This is a genomic window from Staphylococcus sp. ACRSN (assembly GCF_022346615.1).
In the GTDB taxonomy this organism is placed as follows: Bacteria; Bacillota; Bacilli; order Staphylococcales; family Staphylococcaceae; genus Staphylococcus.
On the sequence record NZ_JAKRNS010000008.1, the window covers coordinates 1 to 16,626 of the forward strand.

At 31.2% G+C, this 16,626-nt stretch carries 15 protein-coding genes; 5 read left to right on the forward strand and 10 right to left on the reverse strand.

Annotation, left to right across the window (positions count from 1 at the left end):
* The first annotated feature begins 431 nt into the window (after positions 1-431).
* A complete protein-coding gene (locus MHZ36_RS08590) occupies positions 432-3,746 on the forward strand; it encodes a GW dipeptide domain-containing protein (protein WP_481867131.1) in 3,315 nt (1,104 codons plus the stop codon).
* A 132-nt stretch (positions 3,747-3,878) separates the two neighbouring features.
* Here MHZ36_RS08590 and MHZ36_RS08595 read toward each other — a convergent pair whose 3' ends face one another.
* On the reverse strand, positions 3,879-4,298 hold the full coding sequence (locus MHZ36_RS08595) for a MarR family transcriptional regulator (protein ID WP_239231083.1): 420 nt from the start codon (positions 4,296-4,298) through the stop codon (positions 3,879-3,881).
* 198 nt (positions 4,299-4,496) lie between these two features.
* Here MHZ36_RS08595 and MHZ36_RS08600 point away from each other — a divergent pair, with 198 nt between their 5' ends.
* A complete protein-coding gene (locus tag MHZ36_RS08600; RefSeq protein ID WP_239231084.1) occupies positions 4,497-5,501 on the forward strand; it encodes an acyltransferase family protein in 1,005 nt (334 codons plus the stop codon).
* Positions 5,502-5,619: 118 nt separating this feature from the next.
* Positions 5,620-6,786, forward strand: coding sequence for an aminotransferase class I/II-fold pyridoxal phosphate-dependent enzyme (locus MHZ36_RS08605; protein WP_239231085.1), 1,167 nt, complete (start codon positions 5,620-5,622; stop codon positions 6,784-6,786).
* A gap of 105 nt (positions 6,787-6,891) precedes the next feature.
* Here MHZ36_RS08605 and MHZ36_RS08610 read toward each other — a convergent pair whose 3' ends face one another.
* The 5 genes from MHZ36_RS08610 to MHZ36_RS08630 form a co-directional block, all read right to left on the reverse strand.
* The gene (locus tag MHZ36_RS08610) at positions 6,892-7,335 is read right to left on the reverse strand and encodes a MarR family winged helix-turn-helix transcriptional regulator (protein ID WP_239231086.1); all 444 of its coding nucleotides are present in this window, start codon (positions 7,333-7,335) and stop codon (positions 6,892-6,894) included.
* 207 nt (positions 7,336-7,542) lie between these two features.
* Entirely contained in the window at positions 7,543-8,361 is an 819-nt protein-coding gene (menB, locus tag MHZ36_RS08615; RefSeq protein WP_239231087.1) for a 1,4-dihydroxy-2-naphthoyl-CoA synthase, read from the reverse strand.
* Complete coding sequence (menH, locus tag MHZ36_RS08620) at positions 8,358-9,161, reverse strand: 2-succinyl-6-hydroxy-2,4-cyclohexadiene-1-carboxylate synthase (protein WP_239231088.1); 804 nt, start codon at positions 9,159-9,161, stop codon at positions 8,358-8,360. Before menH ends, menB begins: the two co-directional genes overlap by 4 nt.
* Entirely contained in the window at positions 9,148-10,830 is a 1,683-nt protein-coding gene (gene menD / locus MHZ36_RS08625) for a 2-succinyl-5-enolpyruvyl-6-hydroxy-3-cyclohexene-1-carboxylic-acid synthase (protein ID WP_239231089.1), read from the reverse strand. Before menD ends, menH begins: the two co-directional genes overlap by 14 nt.
* Positions 10,823-12,175 carry an isochorismate synthase gene (locus MHZ36_RS08630; RefSeq protein ID WP_239231090.1) on the reverse strand — a complete coding sequence of 451 codons (1,353 nt, stop codon included), beginning with the start codon at positions 12,173-12,175 and terminating at the stop codon, positions 10,823-10,825. The genes menD and MHZ36_RS08630 overlap by 8 nt, the downstream gene beginning before the upstream one ends.
* 186 nt (positions 12,176-12,361) lie before the next feature.
* Between MHZ36_RS08630 and MHZ36_RS08635 the strand changes: the two genes are divergently transcribed.
* Positions 12,362-13,300, forward strand: a complete 939-nt coding sequence (locus MHZ36_RS08635) for a 1,4-dihydroxy-2-naphthoate polyprenyltransferase (protein WP_239231091.1) — start codon at positions 12,362-12,364, stop codon at positions 13,298-13,300.
* Positions 13,301-13,392: 92 nt separating this feature from the next.
* On the opposite strand, the gene MHZ36_RS08640 is transcribed toward MHZ36_RS08635, so the two are convergent.
* Entirely contained in the window at positions 13,393-13,950 is a 558-nt protein-coding gene (locus MHZ36_RS08640; protein WP_239231092.1) for a GNAT family N-acetyltransferase, read from the reverse strand.
* 174 nt (positions 13,951-14,124) lie between these two features.
* Between MHZ36_RS08640 and MHZ36_RS08645 the strand changes: the two genes are divergently transcribed.
* A complete protein-coding gene (locus MHZ36_RS08645; RefSeq protein ID WP_239231093.1) occupies positions 14,125-14,337 on the forward strand; it encodes a TM2 domain-containing protein in 213 nt (70 codons plus the stop codon).
* Positions 14,338-14,593: 256 nt separating this feature from the next.
* Here MHZ36_RS08645 and arsC read toward each other — a convergent pair whose 3' ends face one another.
* The 3 genes from arsC to MHZ36_RS08660 are packed head-to-tail and all read right to left on the reverse strand — an operon-like array spanning position 14,594 to position 16,614.
* Complete coding sequence (arsC, locus tag MHZ36_RS08650; protein ID WP_239231094.1) at positions 14,594-14,995, reverse strand: arsenate reductase (thioredoxin); 402 nt, start codon at positions 14,993-14,995, stop codon at positions 14,594-14,596.
* Between the two features lie 12 nt (positions 14,996-15,007).
* Positions 15,008-16,297, reverse strand: a complete 1,290-nt coding sequence (arsB, locus tag MHZ36_RS08655; RefSeq protein WP_239231095.1) for an arsenite efflux transporter membrane subunit ArsB — start codon at positions 16,295-16,297, stop codon at positions 15,008-15,010.
* Complete coding sequence (locus tag MHZ36_RS08660) at positions 16,294-16,614, reverse strand: ArsR/SmtB family transcription factor (protein WP_239231096.1); 321 nt, start codon at positions 16,612-16,614, stop codon at positions 16,294-16,296. Before MHZ36_RS08660 ends, arsB begins: the two co-directional genes overlap by 4 nt.
* Positions 16,615-16,626 lie beyond the last annotated feature (12 nt).

The following is a 16,626-nucleotide window of genomic DNA, read 5'->3' on the forward strand; positions in this document are numbered from 1 at the left end:
CTTCTAATACGGATGTTTCAAATAATGAAAACGTGAATTCAGATGCTAGCAGTTCAAATCAAGATAATACTGATTCTGAAGATGTGAAGCAAGATGATTCAAATTCTGATGTGTCATCAAACCAACAAGTATCTTCTTCTGATACTGTTAAACCTGAAGATAACACTGATAGTGCTTCTAATACGGATGTTTCAAATAAGGTAAATGTGAATTCAGATACTAGCAGTTCAAATCAAGATAATACTGATTCTGAAGATGTGAAACAAGATGATTCAAATTCTGATGTGTCATCAAACCAACAAGTATCTTCTTCTGATTCTGTTAAATCCGAAGATAACACTGATAGTGCTTCTAATACGGATATTTCAAATAATGAAAACGTGAATTCAGATGCTAGCAGTTCAAATCAAGATAATACTGATTCTGAAGATGTGAAACAAGATGATTCAAATTCTGAAGATAAATCTGCAAGCAAGGCTAATGATGCTAATGTATCTAGATTTAATCAAGATGATGTTAATCATAACAAATTGGATAATGATGATTCTTCAGTACAAACAAAAGATGCAGATACTGAGAATAAATCAGAACAATCAAATCAAATTGATGATACATCAGAAAAGACAACTCAAAATGAACAAGATTTAGATGACTCGCAATCAGTAGATAACGCTGAATTAGTTGCCTTCTCATCTAAAGTGAGTAGTTCAAATAAGAATGATAGATTACAATCTAACGTATCTGTACCTGTCGCTAGAAAAGCAACTACATCGTCTAATAACGTTTCTGATACAACAAAGAATCAAGTTAAACCTATGTTAAAAGCAGCTAATCTACAGTCTACTTCAAGTCAAGCAACTCAAACACGTGCTTTAACTAATGAAGTGGCAACTAAAACAGTTACTAAGGCCGCTACTAACACAACATTGCCAAAATATACACCAAAAGTGAATTCTTCAATCAATAATTATATCCGTAAAAATAACTATACTGCACCAAATTATGAACAAGATATTGCAAGTTATTTACCGAAGTATAATTATCGTTATGGCAAACCTGAAGGTATTGTTATGCACGATACTGCAAATGATAATTCTACAATTACTGGTGAAGTTAATTATATGAAGAATAACTATAACAGTGCATTTGTTCATGCTTATGTGGATGGTAATAGAATAATTGAAACAGCAGATACAGACTATTTAGCTTGGGGTGCAGGAGCACCAGCAAATGAACGATTCATTCACGTTGAATTAGTACACACACATGATTATGATTCATTTGCACGCTCTATAAATAACTATGCTGACTATGCAGCAACTAATTTACGCTATTATGGTTTAAAACCAGATAGTGCTGAATATGATGGTGCTGGAACAGTGTGGACTCACCAAGCTGTAAGTAAGTATTTAGGTGGTTCTGATCACAGTGACCCACACGGATACTTAGCGTCACATAACTATAGTTATGATGAATTATATGATTTAATTTATGAAAAATATCTAATTCAAACCGGTCAAGTTGCTGATTGGGGTACGACTTCATCTAATAATGGTGGTAGCACTAACACAGACGACACACCTAAAACAGGTCAATTAACAGTAAAATCTAATAGTGGTGTTGGACGTATTAATAGCAAAAATAATGGCGTCTATACTACTGTTTATGATAAAAATGGAAAAGCAACTAACCGTACAAACCAAACATTAAAAGTTACTAAGACAGCTACATTAGGTCAAGAAAAATACTATCTAGTGTCAGATTACAATAAAGGTAATTTAATTGGCTGGGTTAAACAAAATGATGTTAATTACAATGCTGCAAAATCAGTAGCAAAAATTAATAAGAGTTATAAGATCAAACCTGGTGAAGTACTTTATAACGTACCTTGGGGAACAAGTTCACAAAAAGTTGGTACTGTTTCAGGAAAATCAAATCAAACATTTAAAGCTACAAAACAACAACATATTGGGAAAACGAATTATATTTATGGAACTGTAAACAAAGTATCTGGTTGGGTTAGTTTAAGCAAATTAACATCTAATAGTACTACTTCCCCTTCTACTGATACAAATAAATTAGTAGTAACTAATTTAACAAATCAACAAGGTTCAGTGAATAAAACAAACAGTGGTGTTTATACGTCTGTTTATGATAAACAAGGTGTACAAAAATCATATGTTAACGGTAAAACATTTAAATTAAGTAAAAAAGCTGCACTTGGAAGCAAACAATTTTACTTAATTACTGATAATAAAACCAATACAAATATGGGTTGGATGCTTACTAAAGATATCCAAGTCAAAGAGGCTGCAAAAGCTAGTAATACTATTAATAAAACAACAAATGTAAGTAAAATTGGCCAATTAAGCACTCAAAACTCTGGTCTTAAAACAACTGTTTTTGATGAACAAGGCAAAGACGCTTCCAAATTCGCCGGTAAAACATATACAATTACGAAGCAACGCACACAAGGTAATAACACATATGTATTAATTCAGAATACAAATCAAAAAACACCTATTGGTTGGATAAACACAAAAGATATAAATACACGTAATTTATCGAAAGCCGAAGCTAAAAAAGGCCAATATACAATAAAACCTACAAACAATGGATTATACGCAATTCCATGGGGTACAAAAGCACAACAAATCGATAAATTAAGTGATAATGTGAATAATAAATTTAATGCATCTAAATCTTTATTTGTAGATAAAGATGAATATGTTTATGGTAATGTAAACAACAAAACTGGCTGGATTGCAGCTAAAGATTTAAATAAAGTGACAACACAAAGTAATCCAATACCACAAAAATATGATTACATTATCTATAATGAAAATGGGCAATATTATTTAGACCCTACTGCTACTAAAGGTGCAGGATCATTAAGAGATTTTTACGAAGGCATCTTTAATGTGTTTGAAAAACAAACAATAAATGGCGTGACATGGTATCATGGTAAACTGTCTAATGGTAAGACCGTATGGATTAAAGAGTCTGATTTACGTAAAGAACTAGTGAAATATTACTCAACAGGTCTAACACTGGATCAAGCTGTTGCATTACAAAAAGGTTTAAGCACTAAACCACAAATTCAACGTGTACCAGGTAAATGGGAAGATGCTACTGCAGATGAGGTAAAATCAGCAATGGATGCTAATAAGTTAGTTAAAGACCCTACACAAAAATACCAATTCTTACGTTTAGATAAGTCTCAAAATATTAATGCTACAGATTTGAATAAATTGCTTGTTGGCAAAGGTATCTTAGAAGGTCAAGGCGAAGCCTTTAGCCAAGCAGCTAAAGAAAATAATATCAATGAAGTATATTTAATTTCTCATGCCTTATTAGAAACTGGTAATGGTTCTTCAACCCTAGCTAATGGCGGAGATGTCATAAACAACAAAGTTGTGACAAACCAACCTACTAAATATTACAATATGTTTGGTATAGGTGCAGTTGATCACGATGCTGTTAAACAAGGATTTATCACAGCTAAAAATAATGGTTGGGATTCAGTTAAAAAAGCCATTGTTGGTGGAGCTCAATTTATAGCAAGCTCATATATCAACCAAGGGCAAAATACATTATATAAAATGCGCTGGAATCCTGATAATCCTGGTGTACATCAATATGCAACAGATGTAGCATGGGCAAAACACAATGCAACAAGAATTAAATCGTTCTATGATTCTATGGATAAATTAGGCAAATACTTTGATGTAAACACATATAAGTAAATATTTAATTGTAAGTTATTGAATAGAATAAACTAAATAAAGAGTACATGTCGCCTTAATAAGGTAACATGTACTCTTTCATTTTTGATAAATTTATATAGGTAGATAATCGTTTAGCAAAAATCAAATCAACTAAATATAAGAATGATGGGCATTCAGTTTATTTAACAATTGATTTAAATTTTCAATATCTAATGCAGTTAAATTTTGACAACGCGCTTCAATTAAAGCGACTCGCACCTCGTTTATTTGACGTACCAATGCCTTGGCATCTTCTGTCAGCATCAAATCTTTACATCTTAAATCACGACTAGATTGTTTACTGGTAATGTATCCCATGTGACATAACTTCTTTATCCATCGGGAGACAATAGATTGTTCTTTATTGATTTTCATCGTCAAATCATATTGCGACAATACATCATAACTATATAGTATTCTGAGCATTTCAAGTTGTTCCGAAGTTAAATCAGTACGTTGACCAAATCTTCTGCTCACTAAATTTAAGTCGTTGCTCGTTAATGTTATTAGTTGCTCTAGTTGTTTATACATGTTGTTTCATCTCCACTATTTAATTGTAATCTATATAAGATTTTAATTATTTTATTCTATAATATTATAATGTTATTCGTGAATATATACAATAAAAATCTACAATATGACCTATTTCGTTGCATAACCCAACCAATTTATAATAAATTAGTAACAGTAGTATTTAATTTCTACAGAATAAACAAAAGGAGAATCATAATGAATCAATTAAAAAACAGGGACTACTTCTTTGACAATGCAAGAGCGTTATTGATTTTCCTCGTTGTATTAGGTCATTTATTACAACCCTATTCTGGTGAAAACCGTTTTTTATCTTCGTTATATTTAACAATATATAGTTTTCATATGCCTGGCTTCTTATTTATATCGGGTTATTTCGCAAAAAAAGCTGGAGAAAATAGATATATTGAAAAAGTATCTAAAAAATTATTAATTCCTTATTTTATATTCTTTGCATTCTTTTCACTTTATTACTTTTTAACTGGTAAAGAAGACAGCGTAAGTATGGATCCATTTGATCCAGTATTCGCACTTTGGTTTTTACTCACACTTTTCTTCTTCCATGTTATTTTAGTGATTGTAAGAGAATATAAATCTTACATTGTATTACCTATAGCAATTATTGTATCTTTATTTGCTGGATACTCAGACGATATAGATACTTATTTAAGTTTTTCAAGAACAATCATGTTCTTCCCTATTTTTTATTTAGGCTATTTATTTAAATTTGAACATACTAAATTATTTAGAAATAAAAAATATATACCTATAGCATTACTCGTACTCATTGGTTTCTTTACTATTTATTATCTCCATCCTATTAATTCTGATTGGTTACTTGGTGATTCACCTTATATATCACTAGAAGGTAAACAAGATTTATATAGTCCAATTAAACGATTATTGCTATACATTGTCATCTTAGTTTCAATGTTTTCATTTTTAATATTAGTACCTAAAACTAAGAGATTTTTCACATACATAGGGAAAAGAACCATGTATATCTATTTACTTCACGGCTTAGTAATTGGCATTTTACGAGGATATAAAATTTATCCATTCAAAGATGATATTTCTATATATACGTATATTTATTTAATCTTAGTTACATGTATTATTGTCTTTGTATTGTCAACAAGGTTTATAGCAAAATGGACAAATCCAATTATAAATCTACAATCCCCTTCTAATTTTAAGGGTTAATTTTCAGAATACTGAATTGTAATTATTTTAAATATGTTATGATAGATATACTTTAAATCGTATAAACAATCATACATATGATTACAATTCGGTATTTTTTCTTGAGGTGGAATAATAAATGAAATTATCTTTAAACAATAATTCTAAATTTTTAAAAGCACCAAGCATACGTCAATTTTCCAATCGTATGAAAGACATTAAAGATTGCATCAATTTAACAATTGGCCAACCAGACTTTCCTATGCCAGATGTTGTAAAAGAAGCATATATTAATGCAATCAAAGAAAATAAAACAACCTATTCTCACAATAAGGGATTATTAGAAACTAGAACAAGTGTTAGTAATTACTTTAAACATAAATATAGCTTTAGCTATGATCCTGAGGAAATTATTATTACTAATGGTGCTAGTGAAGCATTAGACACTGCATTAAGAAGTATCATCAACCCTGGAGATGAAATTATAATTCCTGGACCCGTATATGCTGGTTATATACCACTTATTCAAACACTAGGCGGTATCCCAATTTTTATCGATACTACAGAAACTGATTTCAAATTGACCCCTGCTGCAATAGAATCTCATATAAATTCTAAAACAAAAGCAATATTATTAAATTATCCAACAAATCCAACCGGTGTTACATTAAATTATAATGAAGTTAAAGCACTCTCAAATGCATTGAAAGATAAAGAAATCTTTATCATTAGTGATGAGATTTATGCTGAAAATACTTTCTCAGGACAACATACTTCATTTGGTCAATTTGATGAACTAAGAGACCAATTATTAATAATTGGTGGTTTGAGTAAATCTCACTCTGCAACCGGTATTCGAATTGGTTTTCTAATTGGTCCAGAATATTTAATTGAAAAGTTAACATTTATGCATGCCTATAATTGTATATGTGCCAATGTTCCAGCCCAGATTGCATGTATCGCCGCATTAAATGAAGGACTAGAAGCGCCTCAATATATGAATGAAGCATATATTGAACGCCGTGATTTTTTAATTGATAAATTGGAATCACTAGGTTTTGAACTTGAAGCAAAGCCGGAAGGTGCTTTCTACATTTTCCCAAGTATAAAAAGATTTACAGACGATGACTTTGCATTTTGTGTCGATGTATTAGAAAAAGCACATGTTGCAATGGTTCCTGGTTCTTCCTTTACCGATATAGGTAAAGGATATGTTCGTATTTCATATGCTTATGAATTAGATGCCTTAAAAGAAGGCATGCGTAGATTAGAACTCTATTTAAGCGAAAATTATAAGTTAAAATAAAAAACAACATCTAAAAAACACTAGCCATATCACATGTATGAGCTAGTGTTTTTATTATGTATATATTAAATTTTTAATTGACGTGTTAGTATCATATGTTTATGTTTAATTATTATTATAAATATTACGCTCTGCAAATTGCTTTAAAATGTGGTGATATGCAATAGAATCTTCTTTTTCCATATCAAATTGACTTATAACATCTTCACTTATTTGATTAAAATGTTCTTTTAATTCAATGCCCTTATCCGTCAATTGTACTTTAACTCTACGTTCATCATCCTCATTTCTCATTCGAGTGATAAGCGATTTCTTTTCTAATCGTTTTATTATAGGACTAATCGTTCCTGAGTCTAAATATAATTCATCACATAATGTTTTAATATAAACTGATTTATCATTTTCAATATACAATAAAACAATGTAATTCGGAAAACTGATATCATATCGTTTTAAATATCGATTAAATCTGTTAACAACTTCTTTACTAGTAATGTAAAACAAGTAGCACATTTCTTTTCTCATTTCATTATTGATACTTGATGTCATTGCTCTCTCCTCAATCCTTTTATTATAATATTATTATATAGTTTAAATTTAGTCAAATATAATAATAAAAATCATAAGAATTTTCTCGAACTAATCCCTTATTATAAATTCAATTATCCACATTCTAATTCATAGCATTAATTAATATAATTTTTAACAAAAACAAAAAAAGATTAATCCATTATATGGACTAATCTTTCGCTATTATTATGGGAATTTAGGGAACTGATCGAAATCTGGATCGCGTTTTTCTTTAAACGCATCTCTACCTTCTTTTGCTTCATCTGTAGTATAGTACAATAACGTAGCATCTCCAGCCATTTGTTGTAAACCAGCTAATCCATCAGTATCTGCATTCATAGCTGCTTTAAGGAATCGCAATGCAGTAGGTGAATGTTTCATAATGTCTTGACACCATTTAACCGTTTCGTCTTCTACATCTTCTAATGGTACTACTGTATTAACTAATCCCATATCTAATGCTTCTTGAGCATTGTATTGACGACATAAGTACCAAATTTCACGTGCCTTTTTGTGTCCTACTATTCTTGCCAAGTAACCTGAACCATAGCCAGCATCAAATGAGCCTACTTTAGGACCAGTTTGACCGAAAATTGCATTGTCTGCAGCAATAGTTAAATCACATACTACATTTAATACATTTCCTCCACCAATTGCATAGCCCCTTACCATAGCTATTACAGGCTTAGGTATTACACGGATTAAACGTTGTAAATCTAAAACATTCAAACGAGGTATTTGGTCATCGCCAACATAACCGCCATGGCCACGTACTTTTTGATCTCCACCAGAACAAAATGCTTTGTCCCCTTCACCAGTTAAAATAATAACTGAAATACGTTGATCATCACGTGCTCTTGAAAATGCATCCATCATTTCTTGAACTGTATTCGGTGTAAATGCATTTCTTCTTTCAGGACGATTAATTGTAACTTTAGCTATACCTTCAAAAATTTCATATTTAATCTCTTTATATTCTTTTAATGTTTCCCACTGTCTAGTCATTTTTGCTCCTCCTTATGAATAAAACCTAATACTATTTTATCAAATTCTTGCTGTTGTTCCACGTGAACCGTATGACCACTTTTAGAAATTTCATTCACTTCACTCTGTGGAATCAATTGTTTCATTGTTTCAGCAATTTTACAAAACTTTTTGTCTAACGTACCTACAATGATACAAGTAGGTAATTCTATTCCTGAAATCTCAGACCATAAATTTGGCATAAAACCTGTACCATAGTCTCGTAATGCTTTTGCTAATCGGTTTGGATTTTGTCTTAAACGCATTTCACGAATTCCTTTTTTTACATCTTTATCTAAATCATATTGTGTGTAAAATAAAGGTAATTTTTCCCAATCATTTACAAATATCTCTAGACCAGCAATATCTAAAACTTTTGCTCTCGCTAAATCAACTTGCTGACGTTCTGCTCTATCAACTTCTTCTTTTATACCTGGTGATGTGCTTTCTAATATCAAACCATCGATATTTACAGTGCCATTTAAAGCATAAAATAACGCTATACGTCCTCCCATGGAATAACCATGCAGGTAGATTTGATAATCAGAAAATTGACTCAGTGTATCATTTAAGGCAGAACAAATAAATTCGAAATTCCATACTTTATTTTCATCTGAAATATCATTACCATGACCAGGTAAATCGATTGTCAATATATTAGTTGATTCATTTAATTTTTCTATATGATTATCAAAGGTACTTTGGTCACTAATGAAACCATGTAATAAGACTAATAACTGATTTGAATCATTTTGTGATTGATGAAATTTATAATGTAACATGGATAATATCACTCAACTTTTTATATAAATTTTGATGTTGTTTCAAATTATCTTGTCTGTCCGTTATAATTTCATAAATATGTGCTCCAAAATTCGAAAGCGAAACATATTTAAATGCTTCTATTGTTTCAAATCGTTCAAAGGTAAAATCATAGAGTAATGCAGTATGTTCAAAGTTCAAACCTGTAGGTGTGCCAAACAACCTTTCAAAATACATGTCTGCTGCCTCTTTTTGAGGTAAATATGAAAATATACCGCCACCATCATTGTTAAGTAACACGATGTTTAAACTAATATCATTTAATTTTGACATTAATAAACCATTCATATCATGATAAAAAGCCAAATCACCTATTAACAATGTTGTTTTTTTATGTACAGCCATACCTAATGCTGTAGACACAACGCCATCAATACCGTTAGCACCTCTATTTGCATATATACTTGCATCACAATTTATAAATAGGTTATCAATATCTCTAATAGGCATACTATTACTTACAAATAGCGTATCTTCACTTGTTAGCTTATCTAATAAACTACCTACAAATGCAGCTTCATCTGTAGCTGATTTAATATAATCCTTCACTTCTACCTGTGCTTGTTTTTCTAATGTTTGCCATTTTTCTAGCCAACGCTTGCGTTCCATCGTATTTGTTTCAGATAACTGCCTAAAGAAATCATTTATCGACATTTCATAAGAAACATTTGGTGGAACTGGGAAAGCATCAGGTGCATCATTATTTTGTACTAAAATTTGAAATGCCTTCGTTTCTTTTAACCACTGGTTCAATTTCTTTGATATGACCGGTTTGCCCACACGAATTATAAAATCAGGTTCAACATCTAACCCGGCTCTATATAATAAATCATATGTAGACACAACATTTGGATGATGTACTTTCCTTAGTTGACTTAATGGATCTGCTAAGATTGGCACGTCATGAATGGTTGAATATGTTAATACTTGTGTTATATCTTGATGTTGTGTGTCGCCTACAATAATCAAACCTTTTCTCTTTTGAATAATATTAAGAATTTCTGTTAGATTTGTTGTTTTTTGATAATGTGGTAAATTTTTAGTTTCGGACGAAAGCAAATAACTTTTTTCTAAATCAGGTGTTAAAGGTTCTCTGAAAGGTAAGTTAAAATGAATCGGTCCTCGATGTGGCCCATATAAGTATTGACTCGCCTTTTGCATTTGAAATTCGATTGTACTTTGCATATATTCGCGTGTATCACCAGTATCTGCAACTGGTAAATCAAATTGATAATTTACGAAGTTCTCAAACATACTCGTTTGATTAATTGCTTGTGGTGCGCCAATGCCTCTTAATTCATGAGGACGGTCACTAGTTAGAACAACCAGTGGTAAATGACTCAATTGGCTTTCCGAAATAGCTGCAGTGTAGTTTGCAGCTGCACTTCCTGAAGTACATAAAATAGCAACAGGTTTTTCACTCCCTTTAATCAACCCTAAAGCGAAAAATGCCGCGCTACGTTCATCAGGATGTATCCAAGATTTCATAAGCGGATGTGCTTCAATAGCAATAGCTAATGGCGTCGAGCGAGAACCAGGACTTATTACAACTTCTCTTATACCATATGCATATAATTCTGAGACAAATTTAAATACTTGATTTGTTAAAGCTTCTATATGCTTACTCATAATCATCGACTCCTAGTGCTTTCATCATTGGGTTAAATTTGACTGCAGTTTCTTCAACTTCACTATCCGCATCCGAATCGAATACAATACCACAACCAGCAAATAAAGTTGCTTGATTATTTTTGATTAACATTGATCTAATTGCCACAATAAATTCACAGTTATCATACATATCAATATATCCAACTGGTGCTCCGTATAATCCGCGTGTACCAAATTCATTTTGTTCGATATATTCTATCGCTTCTTTTTTCGGAAAGCCACCTAGAGCTGGCGTTGGATGTAAACTATCTAATAAGCCAATATAAGAAGTATTTGTCAGTTGACCTTTAATCTTAGTATAAAGGTGATATAAATGATCATTTGTTAATATTTGCGGTTCTTGATTAAATTCTATCTGTTCTACATATGGTTCAATATCATTTAAAATACTTTCAACTACAAATCGGTGTTCGTTTAAATTTTTTTCATCATTTAAAAATGCATTAATATTCGCCTTATCAATTGCTGTTTCATGTGTTCGTTTGATTGTTCCAGCAACCGCTTTGGTTGATAGAACATCATCATTAACTTCCATAAGCTGTTCAGGTGTTTGTGAAAAGAAAACACTTCCCTGTGATTCTAATACAAATAAATAACTATTACGTTCACCTTGTATTGCTTGTTTCAAAATATATGGAATATTTATATTTTTATCAAATTGAATCATTCGCTTGCGAGCAAGTACAATTTTTTTGTTTTCATCTAAAATATCAATTGTTTCTTTAACTAAATCACGCCACTCATCTTTATAAATATCTTCGATGCGTTTAATTTCACCACGTTCAAAATCTGGCGAAACATCAGGTTGAGTCAATTTTTCAATAATTTCTAAAAATGATGCTATCTCAAATTTATCTGTCTCAACAGTATAAGTTATATATGTTTTTCCTTTTTCCATTGTTACCAATACTTCAGGTAATATAAAATGGTTAATACCAAATTCACGCCATTCATCTCCTGATTTATGTGATGAAAATTGAAATCCGCCACAAATTTTAAGATGATGTTTATCTGAGCTTGGATGGATTAAAGCAATGTCATTTTTATATTTTTCCCATTCTCTGAAAATAGATTGTTTATTTTCAAAATCATTTTTAAACCTTTTAATAGCATGATAGCCAAAGAATGAAGTTTCGTTGTCATTTTTCCTAAAATAAAAACGGTCACCTGCACTATCTTCTGTTATATGAAATAATTCAGTTGGGTTCAACTCATAATCTAATGTTGCTTCAACTGAAACCCAAGTATGCTTACTCTCATATACCGCTTCGACAATTTCACTTTCCTTGACGTCCAAAGTCATCTATTTCACTTCTTTCATTTATCAGTTTTCACTCATTATAATATTGTACCACTTTTCACAATGTGTGTACGGATATGAGCTTAATTCATTTGTACTAATTTTACGTTATTTGACCTAAATAACATCTTCTATTAAAATTGATTTGATAAAATATTATAAATTAAAAGGATAAGAGGTATATACAATATGGCATCTCAATATCAACAATATTCAACTGTCAAAAAATATTGGCAATTGATGAGACCACATACACTTACAGCTGCTGTTGTTCCAGTGCTTGTAGGTACTGCTACTGCAAAGATATTTTTACTAGGTAGCGAAGACCATCTCAGCCTGAGTTTATTCTTGGCAATGTTAATTGCATGCTTACTAATACAAGCAGCAACAAATATGTTCAATGAATACTATGATTTCAAAAAAGGCTTAGACGATCACACTTCCGTTGGGATCGGTGGTGCAATCGTTAGAAATGGTATGACGCCTAAACGAGTAATGAATTTAGCAATAGCATTCTATATTATTGCTGCTTTATTAGGGATTTTTATTGCAGTTAATAGTTCGTTTTGGTTATTACCTATCGGCCTCGTGTGTATGGCTGTAGGTTATTTATACACAGGCGGACCTTTCCCAATTTCTTGGACACCATTTGGTGAACTATTTTCAGGGATATTTATGGGAATGATTATTATTTTAATTTCATTCTTTATACAAACCAATAACATCCAAAGTTTAGCTATCTGGATTAGCATACCTATAGTAATTACAATTGGTTTAATCAATATGGCAAATAACATTCGCGACCGCATAAAAGATAAAGAAAGTGGACGAAAAACTTTACCAATATTATTAGGTAAACGGTTCTCTGTTTACTTTTTAGCTTTTATGTATATTGTAGCTTATGTATTAGTCGTATACATTGTATTCTTCAAACCTGGTGGATCAATTTTCTTCTTGTTAGCATTGCTATCATTCCCTTTACCTATAAAGGCTGTTCGAAGATTTAAAAAATATGACACGCCAGAAACAATGATGCCTGCAATGGCAGCTACAGGAAAGACAAATACTTTCTTTGGTGTTTTATATGCGCTAGGTATTTATATTAGTGCTTTGTTAGGTGGTATTTAATTTTTTAGTACCCCATTTTGATTATAACTTAACACGCTTTATTAATTTGATTTTATAAATCTAACAGTCGAACTTTATTGATAAGTCGACTGTTATTTTTTTGTATAGATCATATGATGATGCATATGTCCATATAAATCTATTTGATTGATGGATTCAAATCCTAACTTTTTATATACACGTAAAGCTACTTCATTATTGATATCACAATTTAAGCTCCATTTTTGGTTAGGAGAAGTTGATATAACATATTCAATTAATTGTGTAGCTACGCCTCTCCTCCTATATTTAGGAAAAGTTGCGACAGTCTCTATATACCATTCATCGTCTTTTGCTTCTTTTGTTGGCATTGGTGTGCCGAACTTAAGTATATCTTCATCTAATTCTAGCTCTAACCAAGCATTTTCAAATTGCAATTCTTTATTGCCCGGATAAGCAATTAAACATCCAGCAACTGCACCGTCAATTTCATAAACCCAAATATTATCAATATGCCCCCTATATGGAACATCTACCATACTGCGTTCAATCACTTTTAATAAACGTGTTTTATTTATATTTTCAACTAATGGAATTTCTAATTCTTCCCAAATTATATAACACAATTGTGCTAATTCATTTTTGTCTTTAGCCTCTGCTTTCCTTATCATCATAACGCTCCTTATTAAATGGATTTATCATCTTTATTATATATGAAATCATTTTAAAATTCGAAATTCTTACTTATTTTAATTCTCAGTTAAACTCCAAATGTTTTTAATTGTTGTCTTAACCAATATATTAGATAATTAATATATAATTATTTAAAGAAAGGACACGTATAAATGAAAATTAACAAAGTGATTTACGTAGTACTATGTTTTTTCCTAGGTTGGATAGGCGTTCATAAATTTTACTCTAATCAATTATTACAAGGCGTATTACATTTAGTCTTTTTCTGGACTGGCATTCCATATATTATTGCAATTATCAGTGGAATCGTTACAATATTTTTTAAGAAAGCTGATGAAGATGGATTAATTAGTTTTGAAAAATAATATTTTAATTTACTACTTAAAATATACAAAAACGGGTATGTATTTTTATATAGCATTTTGAATAAATTGTATAATTGTTAAGGGGGTACTACCTATGGGAAATATAATCAAACGTGTATTTAGAGCACTAGCTGTTGGCTACATTGTGAAAGCAATTAAAAATTTAATAAACAAAAAATAAGCATATTAACTATATATTATAAAAAATAAAAAACATGTGATTCTTATCATAAAATGACGAGAATCACATGTTTTTTTATTTATTCTGAATACTAAATGCTTTAATTTTTTGACCTATTTCATCACGCACACGTTGAAACTCAGTCCAATCCTTACCAGCTGGATCATCAAATCTCCAATGTGTTTTTGTTACATGAGAAGGTAATATCGGACAATTATTATCCGCATCACTACACAAAGTAACCACTATATCTGACTGATTTAAAATATCTTCATTAATCAAATCGGAAGTATGATTCGAAATATCGATACCGATTTCCTTCATTGCTCTAATCGCGTTAGGATTCACACCATGTGTCTCTATCCCCGCTGAATATACATGCCAAGTATCTCCTAAATACTTACGTCCCCATCCTTCAGCCATTTGACTTCTACAAGCATTACCTGTACATATAAAATAAATGGTTTTCTTTTTCATTTTATGTCTCCTCTAAAATAAAATTAATGTTATATATAATCCTAAAAGTGTAGCAAATAACACCGGTATCGTAATGACAATACCTGTCTTAAAATAAGTACCCCATGCAATTTTGACACCTTTTTGAGTTAAAACATGCAACCAAAGCAGTGTAGCTAGTGAACCAATCGGCGTAATTTTCGGTCCTAAATCGGATCCAATAACATTTGCATAAATCATGCCTTCTTTCAATATACCTGTCACATCTGATTGACCAATCGCAATTGCATCAATCAATACCGTAGGCAAATTATTCATAATTGATGAGAGTACGGCAGCAATAAATCCCATTCCCATCACACTACTAAACAAACCAAATTGCGAAATTGTCGTTAATAAAGTACTTAATAATGTAGTAATACCAACATTTTTCAGACCAAAGACTACAAGGTACATGCCAATTGAAAATATGACAATATTCCAAGGTGCACCTTTAATCACATGTCTCGTATTTACCTTTGTTGAATGTTTAGCTAATATGATAAATATAATAGCAATAATGCCAGCTATTATTGATACAGGAACGTTAACCCATTCACTTATCAAGTAACCTATTAGTAACAATAATAAAACGATCCATGAAAATCGAAATAATCTCGGATCTTTAATTGCAGTTTTTGGGTCTGCAATATTTTGGATATCAAACGAGTTAGGTATAGATTTTTTAAAATAAACCCAAAGTACTAGGATACTAGCAATCAAAGCAAAGATGTTAGGGATAATCATCCTAGCCATATACGCTACAAACCCAATACCAAAATAATCTGCCGATACAATATTTACTAAATTACTAACAACCATTGGTAAAGATGTCGTATCTGCTATAAAACCACTCGCGATAACAAACGGAAAAATCACTTTTTTATTAAACCCTAATGTACGCACCATTGCCAGAACTATTGGTGTCAATATAAGTGCTGCCCCATCATTTGCAAAAAATGCAGCAACAACCGCACCTAATATCATAATATAAACAAACATTTTCAAACCATTTCCTTGTGAAGCTTTCACCATATGTAATGCTGCCCACTCAAAAAATCCAATTTCATCAAGTATTAGAGAAATTAGAATCACTGCAACAAACGTTAATGTTGCATTCCAAACAATACCAGTGACTTCAAAGATATCCGAAATACTAACAACGCCCGTAAGTATAGCTATAGTTGCACCAATCATTGCGGTAATACCTATATCTAAACCTTTAGGCTGCCATATTACAAAAGTCAACGTTGCTAAAAATAAAATCACAGCAAATAATGTCATGAATCACACTCACCTTTATCAATGTCATGACATATACAATGTGTACTCGCAGTATTTATATCTTTCAAATGTTGATTTATATCTGACATCAAACCATGGTTTAATCGATATATTCGTTTATTACCTTCTTTTCTCATTGTTATTAAATGAGAATCTAGCAACGCTTTCATATGATGACTTAACGTAGGTTGTGAAAATTCAAAATGACCTAATAAGTCATGACCACAAAGTTCTTCGCACGATAACAAATCTAGTATTTCCAACCTACTCGGATCTGCTAAGACTTTAAGAATTTGAGCAATATCTTTATATATCAAACCAATCTACCT